A 25,686-nucleotide genomic window follows, 5' to 3' on the forward strand; every position below is an offset into this window, starting at 1 on the left:
TATTTTCTCCGGGCTTGACACTGCAGATGATTCGACAGTCGGCGCACATAACAGCAGAGGTGTCGCTTGACGAAGCGACGCGTGAAACATCTGCCCGGCTCGCTCACTCGCGCCGACACGCGACGCGCGCGGTGGCTCGCAGGGCGTTAGCTGCCTCGATTGCGTTCGGCTGTATCGCTTTTACCCAGCGCGCGCTGGCCGACGACAACGCCTGCCACGCCACCGCAGGCGAGCCGAACCGGCCGTCGGTGGGCCTGGTGCTGTCAGGCGGCGGCGCGCGCGGCTACGCGCATCTCGGCGTGCTGAAGGTGCTCGAAGAAAATCGCATTCCCGTCGACTGCATCGCGGCAACCAGCATGGGCGCGGTGGTCGGCGGCCTGTATGCGAGCGGCATGACCGCGAAGGAAATGCAGGACCGCCTCGCGTCGGTCAATCTCGCCGACATTGCCTTCGACGTCACCGCCCGCGCCGACCTGCCGCAGGCACGGCGCGAAGACGAGCGCCTGTATGTGAACAGCCTGTCGTTCGGTTTCGGCGCCAACGGTTTCAGGCTGCCCGCCGGCCTCGTGCAGGGCAATCGTCTGCAGGCGCTGTTGCAGGACTGGACCGCCGCGGTGCCGGCCAACCAGCCGTTCGACAAGCTGCCGATCCCCTACCGCGCGATCGCCACCGACCTGCGCACCGGCCAGATGGTCACGCTCGATCAGGGTTCGCTACCGCTCGCGATCCGCGCGAGCATGGCGCTGCCGGGTCTGTTCGCGCCCGCCGATGTGAACGGCCGCACACTGGTCGACGGTGGTCTCGTCAGCAATCTGCCGATCCAGACCGCGCACGACATGGGCGCGAAAGTCGTGATCGCCGTGGACATCGGTTCGCCGCTGCGTCCGCTCGATGCGCTTGCATCGCCCGCCGACGTCGCGCAGCAGATGATCGGCATCCTGATCCATCAGAACGTCGCGATGCAGCGCAAGCAGTTGGGGCCACAGGATGTCCTCGTCGAACCGCAGCTCGGTGCGCTGAGCTTTACCGACTTCGCCAACGCGAGCCAGGCGATCGCCGCGGGCGAAGCAGCTGCGCGCGCCGCGCTGCCGACGCTTCAGCATCTCGCGCTGTCGCCGGAGCAATACGTGGCGTACCGCGCGGCGCACAGCGCACAGCCGTTGGAGCCGATCCACATTACGCAGATCGAGATCGCGTCGCCGGGTCGGGTTCCGGAAAAACGCATCCGCGACGCGTTGCATGTGCAGCCCGGCGATCTTTACGATCCGGCGGCACTGAACAAGAATCTGCTCAAGCTCACGACCGCCGGCGACTTCGAAAGCGTGACGCAGCAGATGATCACCGACGGCGATCAGCACACGCTCATCGTCGACGCTAAAGAAAAATCCTGGGGGCCGAATTTCCTGCTGTTCGGTCTCGGGCTGTCGAGCAGTTCCACCGATGAAGGCGGCTTCCGGATGCACATCGGCTATCGCCGACCGTGGATTACATCATCGGGACTCGAAGGGCGAGTCGACGCGACGGTGGGCAGCGATCTTATCAACGTGCACGGGGAGTTACGCCAGCCGCTGTCGGATCAGTTCGGGTATTACTTCGCGCCCTACGTGGGCATCGAGCGCCGGTACATCAGTCTCTACGACCCCGACTCGAATACGAGACTCACCCAGTACCTTCAGCAGAAAGAAAACGTCGGCCTGGATCTGGGCGTCCCGCTGTCAGACCTCGGTGACTTCCGCATCGGTGTCGGTTACGAGCACGGTTATGGATCGCCCACCTATAACTTTCCGTTCGGTGACGGCACCAATCTCTACCCCAGTTACTACGGGCGGGAGATCAATGCGCACGCGCGGTTTGTCGTCGACCAGCTCGACGATCCGCTGTTTCCCCGCAAGGGATATTTCCTCGACCTGCGCGTAGAACGGTCGTTGTCCGGGGGAAGCAACGGCCAGTTCACGGACGACTCATCCCGTTACACCGAGGTCTACGGCAAGGCACTCGCCGCCGCCAGTTTCGGACGGCACAGCTTCAGTGCGAGCGTCGAGGCAGGCAACGATTTCGGTGGCACCAACCCGGTTGATCCGTTCGGCTTCACGCTGGGCGGCTTCCAGCATCTGTCCGCTTACGCCGCCGACCAGCTCTCCGGCAGCACGATGATGTACGGCCAGGTTACCTATATGAACCAGCTCGCGACGTTTGACACGTCGCTATTCCGGGGGCTCTTCGCGGGTATCAGCCTTGAAGCCGGCAACGTTTGGACCAACAGCAACGCGGGTAACAACGTGGTGGATTCAGGCAAGGGCCCACTCAAACGCAGCGTCACGTTCTTCTCCAGCGTGACCACCTCGTTCGGCCCGATCTACGTCGGCGTTGCATTCGCACCAGGCGGGCGCTACAACTTCTACTTCCAGCTGGGTCACACCTACTGAACGACGCGCGGCGAGCCGCCGCGCGTTGCTTCAAGTACCTCTTCACGCACTCCCGGCCGGCCAGCTCATTTCGAAGCGCGCACCGGACAACGTGAGCGGATCGGTCACAACAATCCGCCCGCGATGCGCGCGCAGCACCTGATGCGTAATCGCGAGCCCGAGGCCGTAACCGCCGGTCTGCCGATCGAGCCGCACGAATGCATCGAAGATACGTTCGCGCTCTTCAAGCGGGATACCAACGCCGTCGTCCTCGACGAAGATCTCGACGTTGCCGTGTCGCAGCGCAAGACCGACGATGATGCGCGAGCGCGCATATTTGCTCGCGTTGCGCAGCAGGTTGCGCATTGCGTACGACATCAAACGCTTGTCCATCGCAACGCGCAGCAAACGATCGATCTCGACCTTCGCAACGATTTCGCGGCCGGTATAGAGCAACGTCGCATCGTTGATCTGGCCGTCGAACCACACCGCGAGCACCGTCGGTTCGAGATTCGATTGCAGCGAACTGTATTCGAGCCGTGCGTACGTGAGGCTCATGTCGATCAGCTCGTCGAGTTCGGTGACGTCCTGGCCGATGCTCGCGAGCGCGCTTTCGTATTCGGCGGCCGATGCCGGTTCGCGCAGCACTTCCAGTGCAAAGCGCACGCGGGCAAGCGGCGTGCGAAGTTCGTGCGAGATGCCGTTGGTGAGTTCGCGCTGCGCGGCGATCAGCCGCTCCATGCGCATGGCGAGCGCGTTCAGCGTACGGGCCAGCGGCCCGATGATCACGCTATGCGATTCGCGTGCACGCGTGTTGAAACGGCCGCCAGTGAAATCGATGGCGCGTTCGCGAACCATCACGAGATCGAGCCAGACCGGCCGCATCCAGCCGTAGGCAGCTAACGCAGGCGTACCGAACACCACCAGCGCAACCAGTGTCTCGCCGCCGGGCAACGCACGCAACGCATGCCACACGACGTCTACGCCCAGCTCGCGCAGCAACGCCAGCAGCGGCACGGCGAGGACCAGCAGCCCAAGCACGAGCAGCCGCGTATAAACGCGGACATACAGACGCGACCAGCTCGGCACACGGTCGGCGCGCGTGTCGGTCCACGAGCGGCGAAAGCGCAGCCAGCGCCATTTGCAGTATCGGTAGGGAGTGAGTTTTCGCTCGGCGGCAGTCATGGTCACGGGCGGCGGGGGTGGCTGGGTCACGTCGAGCGGACCCGCAACCTCCGGCGACTCCGGCCGGTCACCGCCCGCGCGGCTCACGCTAGCATACCCTCACGCCGCACGAAGTCGACGGTACGGGCGGCGACGGTGTCACGCTCGTTGTCGAGCGTGATCATGTGGTAGCTGTCGGTGAGGCGCACGAACGTGACGTCGCGCGTGCCCAGGTTGTCGCACAGGAATTCGGCGGAACGGATGCTCGTCACTTCGTCTTCTTCCGAATGTACAACCAGCGTTTCGCATGAGACGCGATGCAACGCACGCTTGACCGCGAAGCGCAGCCAGTCCACCTGGGCGATCGCCGAGAGCGGCACGTACGGATAGTGCACGCCGCTGCCCTTCTTCATGTGCCGGCGGATCAGATTGCGAATGCGTGTGTTCTTGATGCCGAACGGTTCGTTCTCCGGCACACGGATCAGATTGCGCAGACCCGGCACGCAGTACAGCACATACCGCGCCCACTGCATCGGCGAAGCACTCCAGCCGTCGAGAAAAAGCGGCGGCGACAGCAGGATCAGACGGCCGCGCGTGATGCCTTCGCGGGCGCACAGCATCAGCGCGAGCAACGCCCCCATCGAAATACCCGCGACGTCGACGCGTTCATAGCGCGTCGACAGTTCGCGGTAGGTCTGGCTCAGGAGCCGCATGTAGTCGCCGAGGCTCACGTCGTTCAGCTTGTCCGGCGACGAACCGTGACCCGGCAATGACGGCAGGTAGACGTCGCTGCCGGCCTCCTCGAGCTTCCTGTCGAGCGAACCGAAGTCGTGACGCGTACCGCCGAGGCCATGAATCATCAGAACGGCGTGACGGGAAGCCGGAGTGGAGGAAGCGGACATGACACGGGCTTGTAGAGCAGCGAAGCCCGGATAGTAGAGAGTCCACGCGCGCGTGACTGTCGATTTGAGGTGCGCTGTGTCGAGTTTTGTCGGGCGCGCGTTACGCCGTCTTGCGGACCGTTGCGGCCCGTCTCATACGGCGGCGGCTATTCCCACGCGATCTTGCTGAACTGATAACCCTTGCTGCGGATCGTCTTGATGCGCTGTGGATTGCCTGCGTCGTCGTGCAGCTTGCGACGCAATTTGGAAATACCGCCGTCGATGGTCCGGTCGAGTCCGTCGAATTCGACGCCACGCAGCGCGCGCATCAGGTCGTCGCGGCTCACCACCTCGCCGGCATGGCGCGCCAGCACCCACAGCAGATCGAATTCCGCCGAGGTCAGATCGGGCGTGCTGCCGTCCGGCAGCATCACCGAGCGGCTCGCGCGGTTGATCACGAATTTGCCGAACGTATAGCTGTCCGGCTGGTTCGGGACCTCGGCGGTACGGCCCGACACGCGGCGCAGTTGCGCTTTGATTCGCGCGAGCAGGATGCGCGGCTCGACCGGCTTGTGGACGTAATCGTCGGCGCCGAATTCGAGGCCCAGCAGTTCGTCGAACTGCTCGTCGCGCGCAGTCACCATGATGATGATGCCGTCGTAATGTTCGCGGGCCTCGCGGCAGATCTGGAAGCCGTCCTTACCCGGCAGGTTCACGTCGAGGATCACGAGATCGGGTTGGCGCTTCAGGATGGCGGGCACGGCGTCGTTGCCGTGCAGCACGACGTCGACCTCGTAACCGTGCTTGCTGAGGTAGCCGGCGACGAGTGCGGACAGTCGATTGTCGTCTTCGACGAGCAGAATCCGGAAAGACATGGGCGAATCGTTCAAGGCTGACTGGGTTCGGAGGCCGGCATGGTTCGCGCTGCCAGGTACCGCGGTGCTTGTGCGCCACGGCCGCTGCGCGGCGCGAAAACGCGCAGTCGGCGTACATGATACCGGGCCGGACCGGTTATCGGTTATCGCGAGTCGGCCGTGTTGGCCGCCACGCGCTTCGACGTTTTTTATGCAGCGCGCAATGGCCGGGCGCGACAGCTTAGCGGAAGCGCCTGGCCCGCTTCGGGCGCCCCCACAAAACTCGACAATTCTGCGCTCAATTCGACAGCCGCAGGTGACATGCGTCGCTAGCATCCACCCCATCGCTATATCGGGAGGACCGCGCGTGACGCCTTTTCTGGTCGCAAGACTTGCCGCGTGCTCGCTCTGGATCGGCGACCTCCTGCGCTCGTTCTCGATGATCCGGCACGCCGGACGCAAGGTCTATCCGGACGCCACGCTGTTTCATCGCTGGCGCCGGGTGCGACTGTGGCTGCGCTCGATCCTCTGGTGGAAAGCCACGACGGTCTGGCTCAGGCGCTGTTCGATTTCGCCGCTGCGCGAGCTCATCGTCCGTCATCCTGGCGCGCTCGAACGGCCGCACCGGCCGTTCCTGCATGGCGGCTTCAATTCCCGCGAACGGCTCGCTGCGAGCCTCGATCACCAGGCGCTGACGCTCCAGCGCGTGCCGCATCTCGCGCAGCAGATTGCCCGCGAAGGCCACGCGGCCATCGCCAGTTTTTCGGTCGGCGCGGAACGCTGGCTGATCACGCTGGAATCGCTCGAGCAGTTCCAGAGAGAAGGCGACTGGACGCTGTGTATTCGCGATGCCAGTGGAAGACGTGCCGTGTCGTGCACGTTCAGCATTGCGTACCTCGGCGGCAAGCGGCGGCGCCCGCGCCTGTGCGTCGGCTCGGTCCAGGGACCGGACGCCTCGGTGAACGGTCGTGAGCTGTTTCGCGCGTTGACGAAGCGCTGGTACGGGCTGCGCCCGAAGATCTTCATCGTCTACCTGGCGCAATGCGTCGCCGCGGGACTGGGGACCGGCGGGACCTTCATCGTGTCGCAGCAGGCGCATATCTATGGCAGTTGGCGCTACTTCCTGCGCAAGCGACGCGTGGCGGCCGACTACGACGGGCTGTCGCGCGAATGCGGCGCAGTGGCGAGCTGGAACGGCTGGTTCGTGCTCGCGCCGCCGTCCCGCTATGCGTCGCGAGCCGACAGTGTGACGGCCGGCAACGCGTTGCGGCGCAAGCGCCAGACGCTACGCGAAGATGTCGCGCGGCAGATTCAGCGCAGCCTGGCGGGCTGAATACCGCCACACCCGATACGCAAACAAGCGAGCCCCTTGAACCTTACGAAACTTTTTCGATAATTACATAAAGTTTCATGAAAGGGCACCGTAAACCATAAAAGAGGGTCGGCATCCGGCTTCAATCTGCGGAGACCGCCCGGAGATCACGCCGCACACGCACGGAGCTTTGCATGGCCAGCACAACCCCGACTTCCACCGATACCAGCAACCTGCTCGCCCAGGCGGCGCAGTCCATCATCAGCGGGTCGACCAACTCGTCGCTCGATGTCGACAATCTCGTCAAGGCGCTCGTCACGGCAAAGACCGCCGGTCGCAACGCGCAGATCACCAACAAGCAGACGCTCGACAACACCCAGTTGTCGGCGATCGGCAAGCTGAAAGCGGCGCTGTCCGCGCTGCAAAGCGCGGTCAGCGGTCTTGCCGACGGCTCGGCGCTGGCGAAATTCTCGGCGACGGCGAGCGGCAACGGACTCACCGCGACGACCTCGACCGGCGCGACGGGCGGCAACTACGCGCTCGATATCTCGACGGTTGCGACCGCACACAAGCTGTCGTCGAACGCATTTGCTAAAGACACGACGTTCGGCAGCGGCACGTTGACCGTGGCCGTGGGCGGCAAGTCGATGGACGTCAACCTCGATGCGTCGAACCATACGCTCGCGGGCGTTGCCGCGGCGATCAACGGTGCGTCGAATAATCCGGGCGTAACGGCGACGGTCGTCAGTGCCGCCGACGGACAACACCTCGTCGTTACGTCGAAAGCGACGGGCGCCGCGAACACCGTCTCGCTCACGGCAGGCAGCGGTGTGGATGCACGACTCAATTCGTCGGGTTTCAGGGAAGTGAGCGCGGCACAGGACGCGCAGTTGACGATCGACGGCAACCCGGTCAAAAGCGCGACCAACACCATTTCGGATGCGCTGCCGGGCGTCACGATCAACCTTGCGCCTGGCGCTGCCAACACGAAGCAAACCCTGACGGTCGCCGCCGATGACACCGCGAGCACCACCGCACTGAACAACTTCGTCACGGCATACAACGCGTATGTCACTACCGCGCATTCGCTGTCGACCTACACGCCCAACGCGACGGCCGGCTCGCAGGCGGGCCCGCTGCTCGGCGACGCGATGCTGCGCGACATCACCAACGGTCTCGCGGACACGCTAAGCCGCGGCGTCGCGGCGGGCGGCAAGACGCACAGCCTGTCGGCGATCGGCATGGATCTGCAGCACGACGGCACGCTCAAACTCGACAACGCGAAGCTGCAAACCGCGTTGACGTCGCACGATGGATCGGTGGCTGCGCTGTTCAACACGTCGAACGGCATCGGCAAGTCGCTGAACAAGTTCGCGACGAACTACGTGCAGACGAGCGGTCTTATCGACACGCGCACGCAAGCGCTCAACTCCGATCTCTCCACGTTGCAGGATCAGGCGAAGCAGTTGCAGACCTATTCGACTACGCTGACCTCGCAGTACAACGCGCAATTCACCGCGCTAAACAAGCTGATGACGACGATGAATAACAACAAGAACTATCTGACGCAGCTATTTGGCGGCAATAACAATGCAGGGGCGCTTGCGCGTAACAAGTAAGGTGAGTGGGACTCGCCTGTTCTCTCGCGCTTTTCGATCGGCAAGTTTGAACTGGGAATGATGGCGTTGGTTATGGCGGTGCGCGATGTACTGCGCACGGCCACCATTACGCCGCATGCGCCTCAGATCCGCTCGATCGCAAGCGCAATGCCCTGCCCCACGCCGATACACATCGTGCACAGCGCGAAACGTCCACGCGTGCGCTCCAACTGGTACAACGCGGTCGTGACGAGACGCGCGCCGCTCATCCCGAGCGGATGACCGAGCGCAATTGCGCCGCCGTTCGGATTCACGCGTGGATCGTCGTCCGCGACACCGAGCAGGCGCAACACTGCGAGTCCCTGCGAGGCGAAGGCTTCGTTTAGTTCGATCACGTCGAACTGATCGATGGTCATGTTCAGGCGCGCGAGCAGTTTCTGCGTCGCGGGTGCGGGACCGATACCCATCACGCGCGGTGCAACGCCGGCAGTCGCAAGGCCCAGCACGCGTGCGCGCGGCGTAAGACCGAAGCGTTTCGCGCTTTCCTCGTTGGCCAGCAGCAAGGCCGCCGCGCCGTCATTGACACCCGATGCATTGCCGGCCGTCACCGTGCCGTCCGGACGGACGACGCCCTTCAGCTTCGCCAGTGCCTCAAGACTGGTTTCGCGCGGATGCTCGTCTTGCGACACGACGAGCGGATCGCCCTTCTTTTGCGCGATCGTTACCGCTGTGATTTCCTGCGCGAGCGTACCGTCGCGCTGCGCACGTGCCGCCTTCTGCTGACTGCGCAATGCAAACGCATCCTGATCGGCCCGGCTCACGCCGTATTCCTGCGCGACGTTCTCGCCGGTTTCGGGCATCGAATCGACGCCGTATTGCTGCTTCATCAGCGGATTGATGAAGCGCCAGCCGATCGTCGTGTCGAAGATATTGGCCTCGCGCGAGAACGCGCTGGTCGCCTTGCCCATCACGAACGGTGCACGGCTCATGCTTTCGACCCCGCCCGCAAGCATCAGCGATGTTTCGCCGGACTTGATCGCCCGTGCCGCGATGCCCACCGCGTCCATGCCCGAGCCGCACAGACGGTTCACCGTCGAGCCCGGCACGCCCTGCGGCAAGCCTGCCAGCAGCAACGACATACGTGCGACGTTGCGATTGTCTTCGCCAGCCTGGTTCGCGCAACCGTAGATCACGTCGTCGATTGCGCTCCAGTCCACTTCCTTGTTGCGCTCCATCAGCGCCTTCAACGGCACGGCGCCGAGATCGTCGGCGCGCACCTGCGACAGCGAACCCGCATAGCGGCCGATCGGCGTGCGAATCGCGTCGCACAGAAAAGCTTCGGTCATGAGATGTCTCCAGTTGATGGGCAACGCGCAGCGCCATGCGTTGCCGCAACGAGCGCACATGCGCAGTGGCCATGCCATGCACGAGTGGCCTTGGGCCACAGCACGTATGGAACGAGCCTGGCGCAAGGCGTTGATGAACAGGTTCGATGTCGACGCAAATTGTTCTATATAAGAACAACGAGATCGTCTAACGAACATTTAGGTCGATAATAGGCGCACGCGGGAAAGACTGTCAACTTCAGCGAATCTGAATGCACTCGTCATCGATATAGGCACGAATCACCTCGGCGAACGTCCGGTCGCCGGTCAGGCCGAGCCGTTCCGCGCGCATTGTGTCCCAACGCCCCGGCCAGCTACTGACGATTTTCTCCGTACGCGCATCGGGCTCCCAGACGATCCGCTGCGCGACGGTATCGCCGGCCACTTCTCGCAGCGCCGCGACCATCTCGTCGACGCTCACCGAGATGCCAGGCAGATTCAGCGCGCGTTGCATACCTAGCAACGCCGCATCGATTTCGAGTCCGGCAATCAGGCTCTCGATCGCCTTGCGCGGAGACAGTAGCCACACACGTGTGATGCCCGCAACCGGACACACAGCGGTAACACCGTTCAGCGGTTCACGAACGATTCCGCTCGCAAACGACGATGCCGCCGCATTCGGCTTGCCCGGCCGCACGCTGATAGTCGGTAACCGCAACACGCGACCGTCGATAAAACCGCGTCGTGTGTAATCGTTCAGCAGCAGCTCCGCGATGGCTTTTTGCGTACCGTACGACGACTGCGGATTCAACGCAGTATCGTTCTGCACGATCTCGGGCATGTCACCGCCATACACCGCAACCGAACTCGTGAACACCACGCGCGGTCGATGTCCGCGCTGCCGGCACGTCTCGAGCAGCAGGCGCGACGCATCCAGATTGATCCGCATGCCGAGATCGAAATCCGCTTCCGCCTGACCACTGACGATCGCCGCCAGATGGAAGATCGCCGCTGTGCGCTCGTCGATTGCGCGCTCCAGCACATTGCGATCCGCGATATCGCCGACTTCCGTGCGCACGCGGCTGTCGCCGGCATCCGCGGCACGTACGACGTCGAGCAGAACCAGTTCGGTAATCGATTGCGGCTTGCCCTCCGCGTCCTTCAGCGTGCCGCGCGCCAGCAGTTCGCGTGCAAGGCGCTGGCCGAGAAAGCCGGCGCCACCGGTAATCAGTACTTTCATGACGGAGTTCGTCCTTCAATCAAAGTGCGTCCCGCAGATATGGCTTGAGCCAACCCAGTCCCGCCGAAGTACCCGCGCGCGGCCGGTACTCGCAGCCGATGTAGCCGTCGTAGCCGAGCGAATCAATCAGATCGAGCAGGTACGGGTAATTCAGTTCGCCGGTATCCGGTTCGTGGCGCTCGGGCACGCCGGCAATCTGGATATGGCCGATGCCGGCAATGTCGCGTTTCAGCTTCACCGCGAGATCGCCTTCAACAATCTGACAGTGATAGCAATCGAACTGCACCTTCAGGTTCGGCGCGCCGACCGCCGCGCACACCGATTGCGCATCGTCCTGGCGGTTCAGGAAGAAGCCCGGGAAATCGCGCGTATTGATCGGCTCGATGACAATCGTGATGCCTTCGGCCTGTGCGACATTCGCGGCATACGCGAGATTCTGCAAATAGACCTCGCGATGACGTTCGCGCGATTCACCCGCGGCAATCAGGCCGGCCATCACATGCAGCCTGCGGTTGCCGAGCACACGCGCATAGCCGAGCGCGGTATCGATGCCGCGGCGAAATTCGTCTTCGCGTCCCGGCAGCGACGCGATGCCGCGCTCGCCACCGGCCCAGTCGCCGGGCGGTGCATTGAAGAGCGCTTGCGTGAGACCGTTTTCGTCGAGACGGGTCTTCAGTTCGGCGGCGGGGAAATCGTAGGGAAACAGGTACTCGACAGCCTTGAAACCGTCTTTAGCCGCGGCGGCGAAGCGGTCAAGAAAGGCGTGCTCGGTGTACATCATGGTGAGGTTCGCAGCGAAGCGAAGCATGAGGACAACTCCTTTGAGACGATGACATTTGGCGTGTACAGCTTCAGCGGCTGATCAGTTCGGCGTCGCTTTTAACGGCACGAGCTCCTGTAGCTGCGATTTGAATCCGGCAACCCGGTCGTCGAGCGTCTGGATTGCCCGTGCGGTTTCGTGCGCTCCGGCAGCACCGATGAAGAAGAAATGGTCGCCGTTCATCTCGATGGACAGACGTTGCGGCGCGCTGCGGACCAGGTCGATCAATGCGAGCCAGCGGGCACGCGGCATCGCGCTCAGATCGACTTTGCTGGCTTCGATGGTGGCCTGAATCTTGTTCGTCATCACGAACCCCCAGTTCGCCTGATCCGTCAACGCGTGTCTTGCGTCAAGCGGCTCGTTCGGCATGAGCGCTGCGATGTACGGCAGTTTGTCGTATGCGTAGACCCTGAATTCTTCTTCGTCGGCCCAGTTGTCGCGCACGAACCGACCGTCGCGATAGTGCAAGCCGTAACCTTCGAGATTCACTGGCATGTCACCGACGTAATCGTTCAGATAGCTCGTGGTGTCGATAATCGTGTGGCCGTTCATCGCGTTTTCTAGTGCGATCTGCTTCATGAACATCGGGTAGATGTTGCTGCGGTCCGCGTATCCACTTGCCGTCATCGGGAAGTTCGCATTCATGTCGACGAGCCCCATGATGCCCGGCGTCGCCGAAAACGAGGTGAAGAACTCAAGGTCTAGCCCTTGCTCCTTCGCAGCCTCTGCGATCGGCTCTGCGCTGCGACCACCCATGCTCCAGCCGATCACGATGATCTTGCGTGTCAGATGGTGCTCATCGATCGCGCGACGTGCAGCGGCCGCGACCTGTTTGCCCCAGTCGCGCGCATCGTAGTTCGGGTAGGTGTCGGTGATCACCGGGTTGTGGGTGGTCAACGGATACGAGACGCCAAGAAAGTTGTAGCCTTCGCGCACCAGCCAATAAGCAACGAAGTCGTCGTCGTGACTGCCGGTGTGGCCACCATAGGCAATCCGCGCGTTGTGATGCGCGCCCGGGACGAAGACCACGAGCGGTCGGCCTGGGTCGCCCGGGATAAATTTCGTCAAGGTTGGAAAGCCGGCGTCTGTTTCGATTTGCTCGCCGGCGAACAGCGCGGCAACAGAAGCGTGCGACAGGATCGCGCCAACGAGTAAGACCACTGTTTGTAGCAGTCGATGCCACCGCTTCATCGATGTCTCCTTGAGGTGACGACGCAAGACAGCGTCTTACCGTGAACCTGCAGCCCCGAACAAGTAGTCCCACGCTGCAGTGATATCCGTGAGATATGCGCCGTTGACCGCTGTATTGTCGTGGCACGCGAGATCGGCGATAGCGTTGTTGGCGCAGGTTGGTCCGGTCGTGACGAGGCGATGCGCACCAAGAGGCGCACCGGCTCCGTCGGCAATTTGAACTGTCGCCGTGTTGGCGGGCGAACCGATTCCCACTCCGCCCAGATCGGCCCAGTTCGTGGCCACCGCGGAGCTGTAGCCGTTCGACGCCAGATCGCTCTCGTTGACGAGCCCCCAGTAACGGGCAAGCGGCGTCACCGACGACGCGGTGATCCAGCTCGCACTCGCACCGGCGACGTTATCGTTGACGGACGAAAACATGATCGCGCCGAGAACAGAAAGATGAAACGCGACAAAGGCCGCGTGCCCTCCGCCCTGCGAGTGCCCAGCGATGGCGATTTTCGACCAGTCGGGATACACCGGTCCCTCGTTGGCAGTGACATAGGGTGAAGTGCGATCCGAAATCAGGAACTGGCTCCAGTAGCTGCTGCGAGCTGTGTCCGTATGGACCAGATAGTCGAGCAATCCGACCAGACGATTAACGACGGAGTTGGCTAGCGTGACCGACACGCCAAGCGAACTCCATTTTGTCGAGCCAGACGCGTACGCCACGCCGCTGCCGAAAATCGTCGCACCGCGTTCATTCGCAAAGCAGGCGTTCTTGAGAGCGGGTGTCAGCGATAACGCGCAGGACGTGCCGATTATCGTGCTGTCGGGATAACGTAGATCGATCGCGCCGTAACCGTCGCTTGCGGCTTCCGCGGTAATGCTGGTGTAGCTGGACGGCGTCGAAGTCGAACCACCGAGGAATACGACGAGCACATTCTGTCGCTGGCTTGCTGTCGTCGGTACGTACACGTAGTCATATGCGTCGCTGCTCGACTCGGATGTGATGCCCGTGCCGGTGCTGGCGGGCTGGATCGGCGAGAGTGCGGTGACCGGTATCGTTCCGGCCCAGGCGCTTGCTGTGAAGATGGCGGGGGTGAGTAGCGCGGCGATCAGTTTGCGGGTTAGTGTCGATCGCTGGTTAGTCGATGATCCAGTGTGCCGTGTGGGAACGCTTGAAGGGTGCATGGTTTCCTCCTGTCGCGATGCTGTAACGGTGGGTGGATCCTCGTGGATTACGGTTCAGCGATGATCATCGGTGTGCTGCTGGCAACACATCGCGCCGGCGACGCGGCGCTCCCTTGATTCCTTTCTGGCTACCGCCAAGATTGGCGAGTCGTTTTGCGGCTTCACGCTCGATCAATGCCTTGAGCGCTTCGCGCACAAGTGCTGTTTTTTCCTCCAAGCCTGTATAGGCTTGGGCTCTCTCGATCAAATCGTCATCGATAGTAACGGTAGTGCGCATGATTTCCCCCTGTTTGCTGTGCCGTCAATCAAACGGGTTCAATACACGAACCCCCGTGGGCGAAAAATCATCGACGTTCCGCGTCACGACAGTCAGATCGTGAATCAGCCCCGTCGCCGCGATCAGCTTATCCAACGCATGCTCCGGGTGCGGTACGCGTAGTCTCCCCCACAATTGCCCAATGTCCTCGTCCACCGGGAGAATGTTCTGCGCGAACTCGTTGAGCACCGCCGTCAACCACGCCTCGAGGGATGCGGCTTGCGCCACATCTCCCCGATGTCGAACTATCTCGACGCCACGCCTCAGTTCACCAATGGTGACCACGGACAGATACAGATCGATATCCGACTTCACTGCTTGCCGGAAGAAAGCGCGCACGCCTTTATTGCAGCGCTCTTTCTTTCTTATTTCGCTCACGATGTTGGTATCAACCAAATACACGCGCGGCCTCACCTGAATCATTCACGCGTTCAAAGTCCGCATCCTCACCCACGTCCGGCATACTCATCAACACCTCGGCAAAGCTGCGCTTTCTCGGGCGACGTAATGCATGCGCGAGGATTTCCCGGTGCTCAGCCTCCGCGCTGCGCCCATGTGCAGCAGCCTGCTCACGCAGGCTCTGCACCAGTGCATCATCAATCCCACGAACCAGAAGATTTGCCATTTCACGCTCCCGCAAAGAATGCTATCAATGATAGCGTACTCACGAAGAACTGCAAGCAGTGCTATCACCCGTACCCGATGTTTTTTACCTTTGTTTATCGGACAGCTTCAAAACCGTGCCCGCTTGACGCTTAAGATTGCCTTCGCTAGGCTTTCACCCCTACAGCGTTGCAAGCCGCTTCCGGGCCCGCGGAAAGGGTTGAACCCACTTGTGTTGATCGAGGACAGCAGCCAGAACCTTTGTGCCGCCGGTATCGCGGGCCTTCGGCGATCTAACGCACGGAGGTTTTCATGCAACTGTTACCCCATCACCCCAATCTCGAGCATCTGAAGAAGCAGGCAAAAGATCTGCTTCGTCTCTATAGAGCCGGCGATAGCGATGCCATCGCACGGTTCGCACGCAGTCTTCCATCCGCCAGAAACCGGCGCCCTGAAAATACTTCGGCGCAGCCACTGCGTTTGCACGACGCGCAGTCGTGCATCGCGCGCGAATATGGCTTTCTCTCGTGGGCAGATCTCGCGGATCATGTCGAGGCGCTGCGGCTGCGGCAGGACGAGCCGACGGTCCGTTTGAGTCGCTGGCTTGCAGTGGTCTACGGCGGAGACGTGGCGGGCCATTCCGGTCTCGCCCGGCCACACCTCGCCGCCCGCATCTTGCACGAGAACCCCGGTCTTGCAAGCGACGACCCCTATGTCGCCTGCGCGATTGGAGACGAAGCCATATTGCGGCAGGCGACAGCGGTCGACCCGGCATGGCTCAATCGTCCAGGCGGCCCGTTAAAGTTGCCGCCCCTCGTCGCAGTCGCGCATTCCCACTTAGCGCAGTTACCTGAATTCCAGGAACGGCTTTACCGAAGCGCACGCTACCTGCTGGAAGCCGGCGCCGATGCGAACCAGAAAATCTTCAACCGGCACCCGGGGGCATCGCTGGGAGCGCCTGGTGAAAACGCGCCTCTATCCGCGTTGTACGGCGCCGCCGGAATCAACCGCGATCCCGCGTTGACAACCTTGCTACTCGATGCCGGCGCCGATCCCAACGACGGCGAATCCCTGTACCACTCGCTGGAGAACCCGGAGTGCACACGCCTGTTGCTATTGCATGGTGCCCACGTCGCGGGAACCAATGCGTTGCGCCGCTCGCTCGACATGGCACACGCCGAGGCACTCGAACTCTTGCTCGCGCACGGCGGCGATGCCAACGAGCCAGCCAGCGGCCCACCGACCAGCGACTGGGGCGCCCCCTTGCTGCGCGCGATCGCACTTCGACGCTCGCCTCGCCATATCGAAGCGTTGCTGGGTGCCGGCGCCGACGCATCAGCACGCACGCCCGGCGGCATCGGCGCATACAGGCTCGCGCTGCAGGTCGGCATGCCGGACGTGGCTGACGTATTGAGTCGCGCAGGCGCAGCCGAGCCGCTTTCGCTCGATGAGCAGTTCGTCGCTGCCTGCGCACGCGCCGACGCTGCCGAAGCGCGCCGCATCAAGGCGCTACGTCCCGATCTGCCCGGTTCGTTGCAGGAGGCGCAATTGCGCGTGCTTCCCGACACCATCGCCTGGGGATCGTCTGACGCGGCCGTTCGCGTGATGGTCGAGCTTGGCTGGCCGATTGCCACGCCCGGTGGCGACTGGGGTGCATCGGCGTTGAACCAGGCCGTGTTTAACGGTAACGCCGATCTGGCCGCGTTCCTGTTAGCTCATGGAGCAAGCTGGCAGGAAAAACACGGCTATGACTCGGACGTAATCGGCACGCTGTCGTGGGCGTCCGTCAACGAGCCGGTCGCGGACGGCGATCTGGTTGCCTGCACTCGCGCGCTGCTCGCACATGGCATGCCGGCAGCGCAGCGCGATCCGGACAATCCTGAGCTTGTGCTGATTGCCGGTCGTAAGGCGCAATTCTCCGAAGAAATCGCGAACATCCTGCTCGAAGCGGGATGAAGCGCCCGGGATGATCGCCGGCGGGGCTTCGTTGACTGGCGGTCCGCGTACGCCATGTCGAACGTAGTCCCGCCACGTTCTTGTCGATTTAGCCTGTTCCCATTCGTCGTAGCTGCAGGAGCACAGCAAACCGCACCGAAACCCCACGAACGGAGCGACCCATGACCCCTCAACACGACAAAACGCTTTCAGCCGATCCTGATAGTTCGTCAGCCGACCGGTATCGCTGGACCATCGTCGGCGCCGGCGCGGTCATGACGTGCATCGCGATCGGCGCGATGTTCTCGCTGGCAATCTTCCTGCAACCGATCTCCGCGGATACCGGCTGGTCCCGCGCAGGCATCTCGAGCGGCATGACGCTGAACTTCGTCGTAATGGGCGTGAGCGGATTCGGCTGGGGCGCGGCAAGCGACCGCATCGGCGCGCGGCCCGTCGTGCTGACCAGCGCGGTACTGCTCGGCGTCGCGCTTGCACTCGCGAGTCGCGCCACGTCGTTGCTCCAGTTTCAGCTCACTTACGGCATCCTCGTCGGGCTCGCGGCCAGCGCCTTCTTCGCACCGATGATGGCGATCACCTCGAAATGGTTCGACCGTCAGCGCGGTCTGGCGGTCTCGCTGGTCTCGGCGGGCATGGGTGTCGCACCGATGACCGTTTCGCCGTTTGCGCGCTGGCTGGTGTCCACGTACGACTGGCGGACCGCGATGCTGTCGATCGGCGTACTCGCCTGCGCGATCCTGATTCCGGCGGCGCTGCTGGTGCGCCGACCGCCGGCCGCCGAGGCAGCGGCTGCGCTCGACAGCAACGTGCCCGCCCACCACGCCGACGCCACAGGAATGCGCGTCTTCGATGCGCTGCGCAGCCGCCAGTTTCTTGCGCTCGGACTCGCCTACTTCGCCTGCTGCGCCGCCCACTCGGGGCCGATCTTTCACATGGTGAGCTACGCGATCCTGTGCGGTATTCCACCGATGGCGGCGGTCAGCATCTACAGCGTCGAAGGACTATCGGGGCTGGGCGGCCGTCTGCTGCTCGGCGTGCTCGCGGACCGCTTCGGCGCGAAACGCGTGCTCATTGCAGGACTGTTGATACAGGCGCTGGTGATCAGCGGCTATCTGTTTGCGCATCGTCTCGAGCAGTTTTATTCGCTCGCATTGATTTTCGGCGCGGCCTATGGCGGCGTGATGCCGCTCTATGTGGTGCTCGCACGCGAGTACTTCGGCACGCGGATCATCGGCACCGTACTCGGTGCTGCGACGATGCTATCTAGCCTGGGGATGGCGCTAGGGCCGGTTATCGGCGGATGGATCTTCGATCTGTCCGGGCGCTATACGTGGCTCTATATCGGATCGTCGATCGTTGGGCTCGCTGCAGTGGGCATTGCGTGCGCGTTTGCGCCGGTGCCGGTGTCGCAACGACAGGCGCCGGCGGCGCTTCCGTGAGATTGCAGTTCAGTTCGCCGGCGGCACTCGTGCGCTTTCAGCACGGCACGCACCTTTCATGCTTGCATAGAGCTCCAGCGCCGTGATGTGGCTTTGATAGGTCGTATCGATGCCTTCCTGCACGCGCTCCTTGTAGTCGTCGGGTGCCCGCATCGGTGTGAGGACGGCGTCGAGTCGCGCATGCGCTTCGCTGACGGGAACGCCGTCATCGCGCCAATGCGCCGCGGCCGACGCGGTCTGGGCCACGAGATAGCATTTCTGCTGCTGCGACATCAGCGACATCGCCGGCCCCATGCTGTCGTATCGCACGGTCGTCCCGGTTGCACACCCCGTTAGAAGCGTGACGCCGATCAGCACCACCTGGTACCCTCTTTTCATTGCAGCTCCCCGAATGTCAGTCGAACAACTCGATTATTCCTGCTGAATCGATCCTCGCCGCTTCACGTATACGATCCGCCGATGATTCAGTTCTCGTGCGTGCCTTCGCAAAGCGTAGCACATGGTTAGCGGTCGAATCAGCGCGACATGGGGACCACTCGGGCCATCTCCGCCTACGAGACGGCAACGCCCTTCAAGACAACAAATTATTTATAATCAAGCGCTTGGCCGCTGCGCGCAAGTCGGTTTCCGATGTCGGCAAGCCAGCGGGAAAACGCGGCAAGGTTGGCGAAAGACCACTCATAAGCTATCGTCACGGCTTTCGGCTACGCCTTGTATGCAGGCGAGCCGCCCTGCACTCACTCTCTCGCGAACGCGATTCCTACAGGCCCATGAGCAAAGCCCTGCCGCCGTCCTCTGCCGTTCCTGTCAGCGCCGAACCGCTCCCCGAGAAACCGGGCGACTCCTACGTGCAGTCGTTCGCTCGCGGTCTTGCCGTGATCCGTGCGTTCAATGCAGAGCATCCCGCGCAGACACTCACCGACGTCGCATCCGCGACCGGGCTGACACGCGCGGGCGCACGCCGGATTCTGCTCACGCTGCAAACGCTCGGCTATGTCGAAGCCGAAGGCCGGTTGTTCCGCCTGACGCCGAAGATTCTCGACCTCGGCTTCGCGTATCTGACCTCGATGCCGTTCTGGAATCTCGCCGAGCCGGTCATGGAGAACCTCTCTGCGCAAGTTCACGAGAGCTGTTCGGCGGCCGTGCTCGATCGCACCGAGATCGTCTATGTGCTGCGCGTGCCGACGCACAAGATCATGACGATCAACCTGTCGATCGGTAGCCGGTTGCCCGCGTACTGCACATCGATGGGACGCGTGTTGCTGGCTGCCCTCGACGACGACACGCTCGATGCGACGCTCAGTTCCGCGCCGCTCTATGCGCATACGCCGCGCACCGTCGTCGACAAGGAAGAATTGAAGAAGACGATCGTGCAGGTGCGCCGCCAGGGGTGGGCTATCGTCGATCAGGAACTCGAAGTCGGACTGATCTCGCTGTCTGCGCCGATCCGCAACCGCCAGGGTCGTGTGATCGCTGCGATGAATATCAGCGGCAACGCGCAGCGCAATTCGGCAAAGCAGATGGTGAAAGCATTTCTCGAACCGCTGCAGCAAGCGGCGCAGAGCGTATCGGAGATGATTGCACTGCGCAGTTGAATGCGGTCAATCCGCAGCAGCCGTTGTCCGCGCAGTTTCGCGCAGCAGCGATATGGCAACCAGCGATATCAGTACACACGTCGCGACATACCCGGCCGGCGCCAGCGGATTGCCGGTCACGCGAATCAGCCACGTTGCGACCAGTTGCGCCGTTCCGCCGAATACGCACACGCTCAACGCATACGAAATCGAAATGCCGGTCGCGCGTACATGGCGCGGAAACGACTCGCACATCAGCGCGAATTCCGACGCCGATCCCATCGCAAAGAACAGCAGCATCAGCCCGGTCAGCGGCATGATCGTGGCCAGCGACGGAAACCGATCGATCAGGATGAACGCCGGAAACAGCAACAGCACCAGCACGCCGCGACCGATCAACATCGGCCGCTTGCGACTGCCCATACGATCCGACAGCAGACCGAACAGCGGACACGCGATCAACGTGACGCAACCCGACGTGACGCCGACGAGCATCGACAGCGACATCGGTAGCCCGAGCGTGTGGATCGCGTAGGTCGGCATGTAGAACGTCAGGATGTAGGTCGAGACCGTGCCGCCCATCACCGTCAGCGTGAGCAGAATCAGCGTGCGCAGATGGTCGGAGAACAGTTCGCGCAACACGCCGCGCTGGATGCCGTGCGCATCGCCGGCGGGATCGTCGGCGAGACGACGACGCAGATAGAGACCAACCGGCGCGATCAGCAGACCGATCACAAACGGCACGCGCCAGCCCCAGCTTTCCAGCGACTCCTTCGACAACACCGCCGACAGCGTCGCCGCAATGCCCGAGCCCATCAGCGCGGCACCGCCTTGCGTCGCGAGTTGCCAGCTCGCGCGAAAACCGCGTCGCGCGCTATTGCCCTGCTCGAGCAGCGTCGAAGTCGCCGCACCGAACTCGCCACCCTGCGAGAAACCCTGCACGAGCCGCGCGAACACGATCAGTATCGGCGCCGCTGCGCCGATCTGCGCATACGTCGGCGTAATCGCGATCAGACCGGTACCGAACGCCATCAGCATGATCGTGAGGTTCAGCGCGGCCTTGCGGCCCTTGCGGTCCGCATAGACGCCGAGCAGCACGCTACCAAGCGGCCTTGTGAAGAAACCCGCCGCAAACGTCGCCACCGACAACAACAACGACGTCGTCGGATTGGACGACGGAAAATACAGCTTGCCGATGATCACCGCAAAAAAACCATAGACAGTGAAATCGAAAAACTCGAGCCAGTTGCCGATCACCGCAGCGGCGATCGCGCTGCGGCTCGTGGGTCGTGATACGTCCAGGGCGTGGGTGGCCGTGTTCATCGGTGGTCGTCCTTGTCGCTGGATAGCGTGTGATTGTTGTTGCGTTTTTGTCGGGATGGCGGCGGTGACGCGCTCCCCTAGCGGTTGACTCAGTGACTCAGATAACGCTCGACGAGCCGCGTCCAGAATGCCGCACCGATCGGCAGGTTGTGATCGTTGAAGTCGTAGTGCGGGTTGTGCACCATGCAGCCGTCTTCGCCCACGCCGTTGCCGATGCGCAGAAACGTGCCCGGGCGCTTCTGCAGCATGAACGCGAAATCCTCGCTGCCCATCAGGATGTCGGTCTGCGCAACGACCTTGTCGTCGCCGACCAGTTCGCGTGCGACGTCGATCGCGAACTGCGTCTCTTCATCCGAATTGACGACGACCGGATAGCCTTCGATGTAATCGACCACGGCCTCGCCGCCATAGCTCTGCGCCTGGCTCTGAGCGATCTCGACGATGCGTTTTTTCAGCAGTGCGCGCACTTCCGGGCTGAACGAGCGCACGCTCAGTTCGAGCTTCGCGGTACTCGCGATCACGTTGTTCGCCGTGCCCGCATGCAGCGAGCCGACGGTCACCACCGACGGTTGCGACGGGTCCACGTTGCGTGCCACGACGGTCTGCAGCGCCATGACGATGCTCGATGCGATCACCACCGGGTCCACCGTCAGATGCGGCCGCGCTGCGTGACCACCCACGCCCTTCACCGTGATGAACACCTTGTCGCCCGCGGACATGAACGGCCCCTTGCGGAACAGCAACATGCCCGGCTCGGCGCCCGGATGGTTGTGCAGGCCGAACACGGCATCGCATGGAAAGCGTTCGAACAGACCGTCATCGATCATCTTCTTCGCGCCGCTATCCACGCCACTTTCTTCGGCCGGCTGGAAGTACAGATGCACGGTGCCAGAGAAACGGCGCGTCGCGGCGAGGCGTTGCGCGGCGCCGAGCAGCATCGTCGTGTGGCCGTCGTGGCCGCATGCGTGCATCTTGCCGTGCGTCTCGCTTGCATACGGCAGGCCGGTTTCCTCGATGATCGGCAGCGCGTCCATGTCCGCGCGAATGCCGATGCGGCGCGTGCCGTCGCCCACCTTCAGCGTACCGACCACACCGGTGCGGCCCACACCGCGCGTGACCTGCCAGCCCCACTGTTCGAGCTTCTCCGCGACAAACTTCGCGGTCTCCACTTCCTCGTAGGCGAGTTCCGGATGACGGTGGATGTGATGGCGGATCTCGCGCAGCCCTTCTGCGGCGGGCGCCAGATCGGCGATTTCGGTCAAACCGGCCGCAGAACCTGCGGTAACCGGGGCGGCGGCGTGGGGTGCTTCGCTCATCAGGGACTCCATGGGTGGATTCGGATATCTCGCGTGCCGCGGCCAGCGGGAAGGCACGGCAAACTCGCCAGCACTATATCGGCGCCGTTTTGTTCGAATAAGATGCTGTTTTTTTCACCGTGATTAACAGTGTTTATCTCCGGGAATACCCTATGAAATTCCAGCACCTGCAGGCGTTCGTCGCGGCCGCCCACCATCGCAGTCTGCGCGCCGCCGCGCGGGAGATGGGTATTACGCAGCCGGCCGTGACGCACACGATCCGCGAACTGGAAACCACGCTGAACGCGGAACTGATGATCCGCAGCGTGCGCGGCATCGAACTGACCGCATGCGGGCTTGCGCTGCTGCCGCGTGCCGAACAGTTGCTCGGCGACATGCAGCGCACCGTCGAAGCAGTCGAACAGGTGAAGGGCGAACTGGCCGGAAAGGTCAGCCTCGGCACGACGCCGTCAATCGCACTGACGATGTTGCCGCAAGCCGTATCGACGTTTCGTCGCGCGATGCCGCTAGTGAGTCTGCATCTGGAAGAGGTGACGTTGCCCGAGGCGCTGGCGAAACTGCGCAACGGCACACTCGATATCGCGACGACTCACCACGTGCAGGCGCTCGACGCGGATCTCGTGCAGACGCCGTTGTTCTCGACACAGTTCGTGGTTGCGATGCGCACGGGTCATCCGCTTGCTAACGCGCGGCGGCTACATGAACTGCTCGATAGCGAATGGATCGTGACCGTCGGTACCGACGACGTGCCGCACAGCGTGGTGCATGCGATGTTCGATGCGCACGGGTTGCCCGTACCGAAGCGTGTATTGCGTGCGCCATCGTCGTTTGCCGTCACGCTCGGACTCATCTCGCAGACCGACGTGATTGCCTGCTTCACGCGACCGCTCGCGGCCGCGGTCGCGCCGCTCGGCGTGCGTGTTGTGGAGATCGAAGAAGCGTTGCCGGGTTATGACATCAGTGTGCTGTCACGCCGTGACCTGCTGCCTACGCCGGCGGCATTGCAATTCGTGTCGTGTCTGCAGGATGCGGCACGCGAGCGGATCGGTGGGTTGACCACCTGAAACGGGAAGTTCAGTGGCCGGGCTATACGCGCTCGCTTTCGATCGCACCGCGCAGCGCATCGACAAATGCGTCACCCGCTTCTTCGAGCGTGCCTGAGTTGTCGATGGTCGTGACGCGTACGTGGTCCGCTACCGCGAACGGCGCCTGGCGCGCAAGGCGCGCTGCGACTTCATCCGCCGTTTCGCGCGCCCGTGCGCCGAGTCGCGCAGCAAGAATATGCGGCTCGGCAATCACGTGAACCAGTTCCGTCTGCGGATAACGCGCCAGCGCATGCGGCACATGCTGTCGCGAGCCGTTGACGACAACCGTACAACCGCGCGCCAGCCACGCATCGAGTTCGACGCCGATGCCATAGCGCAATGCGTGACTCGACCACTCGAGTGCGAAGAGGCCTAGTGCGGAACGCACGTCGAACTCATCGGCGGACAATGCGATGTGATTCTCGCCGCTACCGGCGGCCCGTGTGATGTAACGATGCGTGAACAATACCGGGTCGCCTGCCAGACGGTTGCGCGCAAAACCGAGCAGCGCATCCTTGCCCGCACCCGAAGGTCCCATCACATAGATCAAACGACCCTGCATCGATGCTCCGTATTACCTGTCGCGCGTGTGAGAAAACGTCAGCCGCTGCCAGAGCGCGAACGGTTCACCGGGCGCCGGCTCGACGAACAGCGCTGCGCCCTCTACCCGCAACGGTCCGAGGTGCATTGCTCGCGCATGCCACCACGCGAGCAATGCATCGCGCTCGTCGGCTAGATCGAGCGAATTCGACAATGTCATGTGAAAGCGGAATTCGTCGAACACGTACGGATAGCCCCATTCGATCAGCAACGTGCGCTGACGTTCGGTCAATGGGGTTTCGAGGCGGCGCGCGAGATCGGCGGGGGTCGGTGCAGCACGTAGCGCAGCGAGCGCGTGCAAGGCGGTGGCGGCCAGGTCGCGCATCTGTTCCTCAGCCGTGGATGTCGCCGGTCGCAACGCCACGAAATCGCCGAGCCGGGCCGCCTCGACCGGCAGCGCAAAACTGCTGCACGTTTGTGCCCAATGACGCGCAACCGTGAGCACATCGTGCTGCGTCACACCGTCGGCGAGACGAAACGGCGCGACGAGCGTGCCGTGCCAGCCGTAGCGCCTGGGCGCCTGCGTGAGATCGGCTAGTGGTCCCTGCAATCCATCCGGCTGCGGCGTCGTGCAAGACACGCCGCTTTCCGCATCGCGACCCAGCCACTCGCAACCCGCGCGCCACCACGCCGACTCTCGCGGCGGTGCGTAGTACAGCGCGAAACGCGCCGTCGCGGGCCACTCCGCTTCCCCCGCTGCGCTCATAGGTCGTGTTCCACCATCAGTTGCACGCGGTCTGCGGCAAAGTGCGTAAAGCCATACTTGATCGCGACGCCATTGAGGTCGACGTCGACGTTCTCGACCCACAGCACCGGCTGCTGACGATTGATGTTAAGACGCCGCGCTACATCCGCATCGGGTAGCACGCTACCGATGCGACTCCATTTGCGCAGATAATCCGCGACACCGAATTCCGCCAGCGCCTTCGTGATACCTCCGGTTCGCTCGAGCACAGCGGGCAGATCTGCAAAACGTGCAGCCGGATACCAGTTGCGCGCGTAAAGGAGCGGCACGTCATCCATTTCGTTCAGCACCTCGATCCGGTACACGAGCGCCCCGGCACGCAGCCCCAATGCCTTCGCCACGCCCGGTTCCGCCTTCACGCGCACGGCCGACAGTATCGTGCCCGCCGCCGCATGATTCTGGCGACGCAAGTTCTCCGTGAAGCGGGTTCGCTTGCCGATCGAGTAGTCGATCGCGCCGGGCTGCACGAACGTGCCGCGTCCCTGCTCGACAGTCACGAGTCCGAGCGCAGCTAGACCGAGCATCGCGCGTCGCACCGTGTGACGGTTAACATCGAAGCGCTTCGCCAGTTCGCCCTCACTGGGCAGACGACCCTCTTCTCCAAAACCGCTGGCGGCGATCTCGGCCGCGAGTATCTGTTCGATCTGTCGCCACACGGCAACGCCACCCCCTCGCTCCACCGTCGTGCCGGGTGTTGCCCCGTCGTTCGATGTCATGGTGCTGTCATTCCTTTCGGTTTCAATAACGTTGGATGCATTGTAGTGCGCAA

The 25,686-nt window shown here is 62.8% G+C and carries 24 protein-coding genes; 7 read left to right on the top strand and 17 right to left on the bottom strand.

Going from position 1 to position 25,686, the window contains the following annotated elements:
• The first annotated feature begins 26 nt into the window (after positions 1 to 26).
• Positions 27 to 2,426: a patatin-like phospholipase family protein gene (locus FNZ07_RS02045; RefSeq protein ID WP_091008892.1), complete on the top strand. Its 2,400-nt coding sequence runs from the start codon at positions 27 to 29 to the stop codon at positions 2,424 to 2,426.
• A 42-nt stretch (positions 2,427 to 2,468) separates the two neighbouring features.
• Here the strand turns inward: FNZ07_RS02045 and FNZ07_RS02050 are convergent, their stop codons facing one another.
• The 3 genes from FNZ07_RS02050 to FNZ07_RS02060 all read right to left on the bottom strand — a co-directional run bounded on the left by FNZ07_RS02050 (position 2,469) and on the right by FNZ07_RS02060 (position 5,325).
• Complete coding sequence (locus tag FNZ07_RS02050) at positions 2,469 to 3,590, bottom strand: ATP-binding protein (RefSeq protein WP_091007751.1); 1,122 nt, start codon at positions 3,588 to 3,590, stop codon at positions 2,469 to 2,471.
• Between the two features lie 83 nt (positions 3,591 to 3,673).
• Positions 3,674 to 4,471, bottom strand: a complete 798-nt coding sequence (locus FNZ07_RS02055) for an alpha/beta hydrolase (protein ID WP_091007752.1) — start codon at positions 4,469 to 4,471, stop codon at positions 3,674 to 3,676.
• A 146-nt stretch (positions 4,472 to 4,617) separates the two neighbouring features.
• On the bottom strand, positions 4,618 to 5,325 hold the full coding sequence (locus tag FNZ07_RS02060; protein ID WP_091007755.1) for a response regulator: 708 nt from the start codon (positions 5,323 to 5,325) through the stop codon (positions 4,618 to 4,620).
• A gap of 346 nt (positions 5,326 to 5,671) precedes the next feature.
• On the opposite strand from FNZ07_RS02060, the gene FNZ07_RS02065 reads away from it, so the two are divergent.
• Both FNZ07_RS02065 and fliD read left to right on the top strand, forming a co-directional pair.
• Positions 5,672 to 6,637 carry a DUF535 family protein gene (locus tag FNZ07_RS02065; RefSeq protein WP_170275650.1) on the top strand — a complete coding sequence of 322 codons (966 nt, stop codon included), beginning with the start codon at positions 5,672 to 5,674 and terminating at the stop codon, positions 6,635 to 6,637.
• A gap of 173 nt (positions 6,638 to 6,810) precedes the next feature.
• On the top strand, positions 6,811 to 8,235 hold the full coding sequence (gene fliD, locus FNZ07_RS02070; RefSeq protein WP_091007762.1) for a flagellar filament capping protein FliD: 1,425 nt from the start codon (positions 6,811 to 6,813) through the stop codon (positions 8,233 to 8,235).
• 122 nt (positions 8,236 to 8,357) lie between these two features.
• Here fliD and pcaF read toward each other — a convergent pair whose 3' ends face one another.
• From pcaF to FNZ07_RS02110, 8 genes are all read right to left on the bottom strand, one after another.
• Positions 8,358 to 9,560 carry a 3-oxoadipyl-CoA thiolase gene (pcaF, locus tag FNZ07_RS02075; protein ID WP_091007766.1) on the bottom strand — a complete coding sequence of 401 codons (1,203 nt, stop codon included), beginning with the start codon at positions 9,558 to 9,560 and terminating at the stop codon, positions 8,358 to 8,360.
• Between the two features lie 238 nt (positions 9,561 to 9,798).
• A complete protein-coding gene (denD, locus tag FNZ07_RS02080) occupies positions 9,799 to 10,779 on the bottom strand; it encodes a D-erythronate dehydrogenase (protein WP_091007768.1) in 981 nt (326 codons plus the stop codon).
• A gap of 19 nt (positions 10,780 to 10,798) precedes the next feature.
• Positions 10,799 to 11,587 (bottom strand): 2-oxo-tetronate isomerase, encoded by a 789-nt coding sequence (gene otnI / locus FNZ07_RS02085; RefSeq protein WP_091007771.1) that lies wholly within the window; start codon positions 11,585 to 11,587, stop codon positions 10,799 to 10,801.
• Positions 11,588 to 11,641: 54 nt separating this feature from the next.
• The gene (locus FNZ07_RS02090) at positions 11,642 to 12,790 is read right to left on the bottom strand and encodes a lipase family protein (RefSeq protein WP_091007775.1); all 1,149 of its coding nucleotides are present in this window, start codon (positions 12,788 to 12,790) and stop codon (positions 11,642 to 11,644) included.
• A 36-nt stretch (positions 12,791 to 12,826) separates the two neighbouring features.
• A complete protein-coding gene (locus tag FNZ07_RS02095) occupies positions 12,827 to 13,963 on the bottom strand; it encodes a BPSS1187 family protein (protein ID WP_091007780.1) in 1,137 nt (378 codons plus the stop codon).
• A gap of 64 nt (positions 13,964 to 14,027) precedes the next feature.
• Positions 14,028 to 14,240 (bottom strand): type II toxin-antitoxin system VapB family antitoxin, encoded by a 213-nt coding sequence (locus FNZ07_RS02100; RefSeq protein ID WP_091007783.1) that lies wholly within the window; start codon positions 14,238 to 14,240, stop codon positions 14,028 to 14,030.
• 24 nt (positions 14,241 to 14,264) lie between these two features.
• Positions 14,265 to 14,702 carry a type II toxin-antitoxin system VapC family toxin gene (locus tag FNZ07_RS02105; RefSeq protein ID WP_245811348.1) on the bottom strand — a complete coding sequence of 146 codons (438 nt, stop codon included), beginning with the start codon at positions 14,700 to 14,702 and terminating at the stop codon, positions 14,265 to 14,267.
• Positions 14,668 to 14,904 (bottom strand): FitA-like ribbon-helix-helix domain-containing protein, encoded by a 237-nt coding sequence (locus FNZ07_RS02110; protein WP_091007788.1) that lies wholly within the window; start codon positions 14,902 to 14,904, stop codon positions 14,668 to 14,670. Before FNZ07_RS02110 ends, FNZ07_RS02105 begins: the two co-directional genes overlap by 35 nt.
• Before the next feature lie 290 nt (positions 14,905 to 15,194).
• On the opposite strand from FNZ07_RS02110, the gene FNZ07_RS02115 reads away from it, so the two are divergent.
• The gene (locus FNZ07_RS02115; protein ID WP_091007791.1) at positions 15,195 to 16,838 is read left to right on the top strand and encodes an ankyrin repeat domain-containing protein; all 1,644 of its coding nucleotides are present in this window, start codon (positions 15,195 to 15,197) and stop codon (positions 16,836 to 16,838) included.
• A 161-nt stretch (positions 16,839 to 16,999) separates the two neighbouring features.
• Positions 17,000 to 18,274: an MFS transporter gene (locus tag FNZ07_RS02120; RefSeq protein WP_091007793.1), complete on the top strand. Its 1,275-nt coding sequence runs from the start codon at positions 17,000 to 17,002 to the stop codon at positions 18,272 to 18,274.
• 9 nt (positions 18,275 to 18,283) lie between these two features.
• Here FNZ07_RS02120 and FNZ07_RS02125 read toward each other — a convergent pair whose 3' ends face one another.
• Complete coding sequence (locus FNZ07_RS02125) at positions 18,284 to 18,652, bottom strand: hypothetical protein (protein ID WP_091007796.1); 369 nt, start codon at positions 18,650 to 18,652, stop codon at positions 18,284 to 18,286.
• 392 nt (positions 18,653 to 19,044) lie between these two features.
• On the opposite strand from FNZ07_RS02125, the gene FNZ07_RS02130 reads away from it, so the two are divergent.
• Positions 19,045 to 19,869, top strand: a complete 825-nt coding sequence (locus tag FNZ07_RS02130; protein WP_091007799.1) for an IclR family transcriptional regulator — start codon at positions 19,045 to 19,047, stop codon at positions 19,867 to 19,869.
• 6 nt (positions 19,870 to 19,875) lie between these two features.
• On the opposite strand, the gene FNZ07_RS02135 is transcribed toward FNZ07_RS02130, so the two are convergent.
• Both FNZ07_RS02135 and FNZ07_RS02140 read right to left on the bottom strand, forming a co-directional pair.
• The gene (locus FNZ07_RS02135; RefSeq protein WP_091007801.1) at positions 19,876 to 21,171 is read right to left on the bottom strand and encodes an MFS transporter; all 1,296 of its coding nucleotides are present in this window, start codon (positions 21,169 to 21,171) and stop codon (positions 19,876 to 19,878) included.
• A gap of 89 nt (positions 21,172 to 21,260) precedes the next feature.
• On the bottom strand, positions 21,261 to 22,487 hold the full coding sequence (locus FNZ07_RS02140; protein ID WP_091007804.1) for a M20 aminoacylase family protein: 1,227 nt from the start codon (positions 22,485 to 22,487) through the stop codon (positions 21,261 to 21,263).
• A 152-nt stretch (positions 22,488 to 22,639) separates the two neighbouring features.
• Between FNZ07_RS02140 and FNZ07_RS02145 the strand changes: the two genes are divergently transcribed.
• On the top strand, positions 22,640 to 23,551 hold the full coding sequence (locus FNZ07_RS02145; RefSeq protein WP_091007807.1) for a LysR family transcriptional regulator: 912 nt from the start codon (positions 22,640 to 22,642) through the stop codon (positions 23,549 to 23,551).
• A gap of 22 nt (positions 23,552 to 23,573) precedes the next feature.
• Here FNZ07_RS02145 and phnN read toward each other — a convergent pair whose 3' ends face one another.
• Genes phnN through phnF form a run of 3 tightly spaced genes read right to left on the bottom strand, consistent with a single transcriptional unit; the run spans position 23,574 to position 25,633 of the window.
• Positions 23,574 to 24,134, bottom strand: a complete 561-nt coding sequence (gene phnN / locus FNZ07_RS02150; RefSeq protein WP_091007811.1) for a phosphonate metabolism protein/1,5-bisphosphokinase (PRPP-forming) PhnN — start codon at positions 24,132 to 24,134, stop codon at positions 23,574 to 23,576.
• A 12-nt stretch (positions 24,135 to 24,146) separates the two neighbouring features.
• Positions 24,147 to 24,878 carry a DUF1045 domain-containing protein gene (locus FNZ07_RS02155; RefSeq protein WP_091007815.1) on the bottom strand — a complete coding sequence of 244 codons (732 nt, stop codon included), beginning with the start codon at positions 24,876 to 24,878 and terminating at the stop codon, positions 24,147 to 24,149.
• Positions 24,875 to 25,633 (bottom strand): phosphonate metabolism transcriptional regulator PhnF, encoded by a 759-nt coding sequence (gene phnF, locus FNZ07_RS02160; protein ID WP_091007817.1) that lies wholly within the window; start codon positions 25,631 to 25,633, stop codon positions 24,875 to 24,877. Before phnF ends, FNZ07_RS02155 begins: the two co-directional genes overlap by 4 nt.
• Between the last annotated feature and the right edge of the window lie 53 nt (positions 25,634 to 25,686).

It is taken from the genome of Paraburkholderia megapolitana (assembly GCF_007556815.1).
Taxonomy (GTDB): Bacteria; Pseudomonadota; Gammaproteobacteria; order Burkholderiales; family Burkholderiaceae; genus Paraburkholderia; species Paraburkholderia megapolitana.

Bases quoted from the DNA above. Each gene is read 5' to 3' on its own strand.
- FNZ07_RS02045 (WP_091008892.1), top strand. From the start codon at position 27: ATGATTCGACAGTCGGCGCACATAACAGCAGAGGTGTCGCTTGACGAA.
- FNZ07_RS02125 (WP_091007796.1), bottom strand. From the start codon at position 18,652: ATGAAAAGAGGGTACCAGGTGGTGCTGATCGGCGTCACGCTTCTAACG.
- phnN (WP_091007811.1), bottom strand. From the start codon at position 24,134: ATGCAGGGTCGTTTGATCTATGTGATGGGACCTTCGGGTGCGGGCAAG.
- FNZ07_RS02135 (WP_091007801.1), bottom strand. From the start codon at position 21,171: ATGAACACGGCCACCCACGCCCTGGACGTATCACGACCCACGAGCCGC.
- FNZ07_RS02110 (WP_091007788.1), bottom strand. From the start codon at position 14,904: ATGGCAAATCTTCTGGTTCGTGGGATTGATGATGCACTGGTGCAGAGC.
- FNZ07_RS02155 (WP_091007815.1), bottom strand. From the start codon at position 24,878: ATGAGCGCAGCGGGGGAAGCGGAGTGGCCCGCGACGGCGCGTTTCGCG.
- FNZ07_RS02145 (WP_091007807.1), top strand. From the start codon at position 22,640: ATGAAATTCCAGCACCTGCAGGCGTTCGTCGCGGCCGCCCACCATCGC.
- FNZ07_RS02055 (WP_091007752.1), bottom strand. From the start codon at position 4,471: ATGTCCGCTTCCTCCACTCCGGCTTCCCGTCACGCCGTTCTGATGATT.
- FNZ07_RS02105 (WP_245811348.1), bottom strand. From the start codon at position 14,702: ATGATTCAGGTGAGGCCGCGCGTGTATTTGGTTGATACCAACATCGTG.
- pcaF (WP_091007766.1), bottom strand. From the start codon at position 9,560: ATGACCGAAGCTTTTCTGTGCGACGCGATTCGCACGCCGATCGGCCGC.
- FNZ07_RS02095 (WP_091007780.1), bottom strand. From the start codon at position 13,963: ATGCACCCTTCAAGCGTTCCCACACGGCACACTGGATCATCGACTAAC.
- FNZ07_RS02115 (WP_091007791.1), top strand. From the start codon at position 15,195: ATGCAACTGTTACCCCATCACCCCAATCTCGAGCATCTGAAGAAGCAG.
- FNZ07_RS02100 (WP_091007783.1), bottom strand. From the start codon at position 14,240: ATGCGCACTACCGTTACTATCGATGACGATTTGATCGAGAGAGCCCAA.
- FNZ07_RS02130 (WP_091007799.1), top strand. From the start codon at position 19,045: ATGAGCAAAGCCCTGCCGCCGTCCTCTGCCGTTCCTGTCAGCGCCGAA.
- FNZ07_RS02140 (WP_091007804.1), bottom strand. From the start codon at position 22,487: ATGAGCGAAGCACCCCACGCCGCCGCCCCGGTTACCGCAGGTTCTGCG.
- denD (WP_091007768.1), bottom strand. From the start codon at position 10,779: ATGAAAGTACTGATTACCGGTGGCGCCGGCTTTCTCGGCCAGCGCCTT.
- FNZ07_RS02090 (WP_091007775.1), bottom strand. From the start codon at position 12,790: ATGAAGCGGTGGCATCGACTGCTACAAACAGTGGTCTTACTCGTTGGC.
- fliD (WP_091007762.1), top strand. From the start codon at position 6,811: ATGGCCAGCACAACCCCGACTTCCACCGATACCAGCAACCTGCTCGCC.
- otnI (WP_091007771.1), bottom strand. From the start codon at position 11,587: ATGCTTCGCTTCGCTGCGAACCTCACCATGATGTACACCGAGCACGCC.
- phnF (WP_091007817.1), bottom strand. From the start codon at position 25,633: ATGACATCGAACGACGGGGCAACACCCGGCACGACGGTGGAGCGAGGG.
- FNZ07_RS02120 (WP_091007793.1), top strand. From the start codon at position 17,000: ATGACCCCTCAACACGACAAAACGCTTTCAGCCGATCCTGATAGTTCG.
- FNZ07_RS02050 (WP_091007751.1), bottom strand. From the start codon at position 3,590: ATGACTGCCGCCGAGCGAAAACTCACTCCCTACCGATACTGCAAATGG.
- FNZ07_RS02060 (WP_091007755.1), bottom strand. From the start codon at position 5,325: ATGTCTTTCCGGATTCTGCTCGTCGAAGACGACAATCGACTGTCCGCA.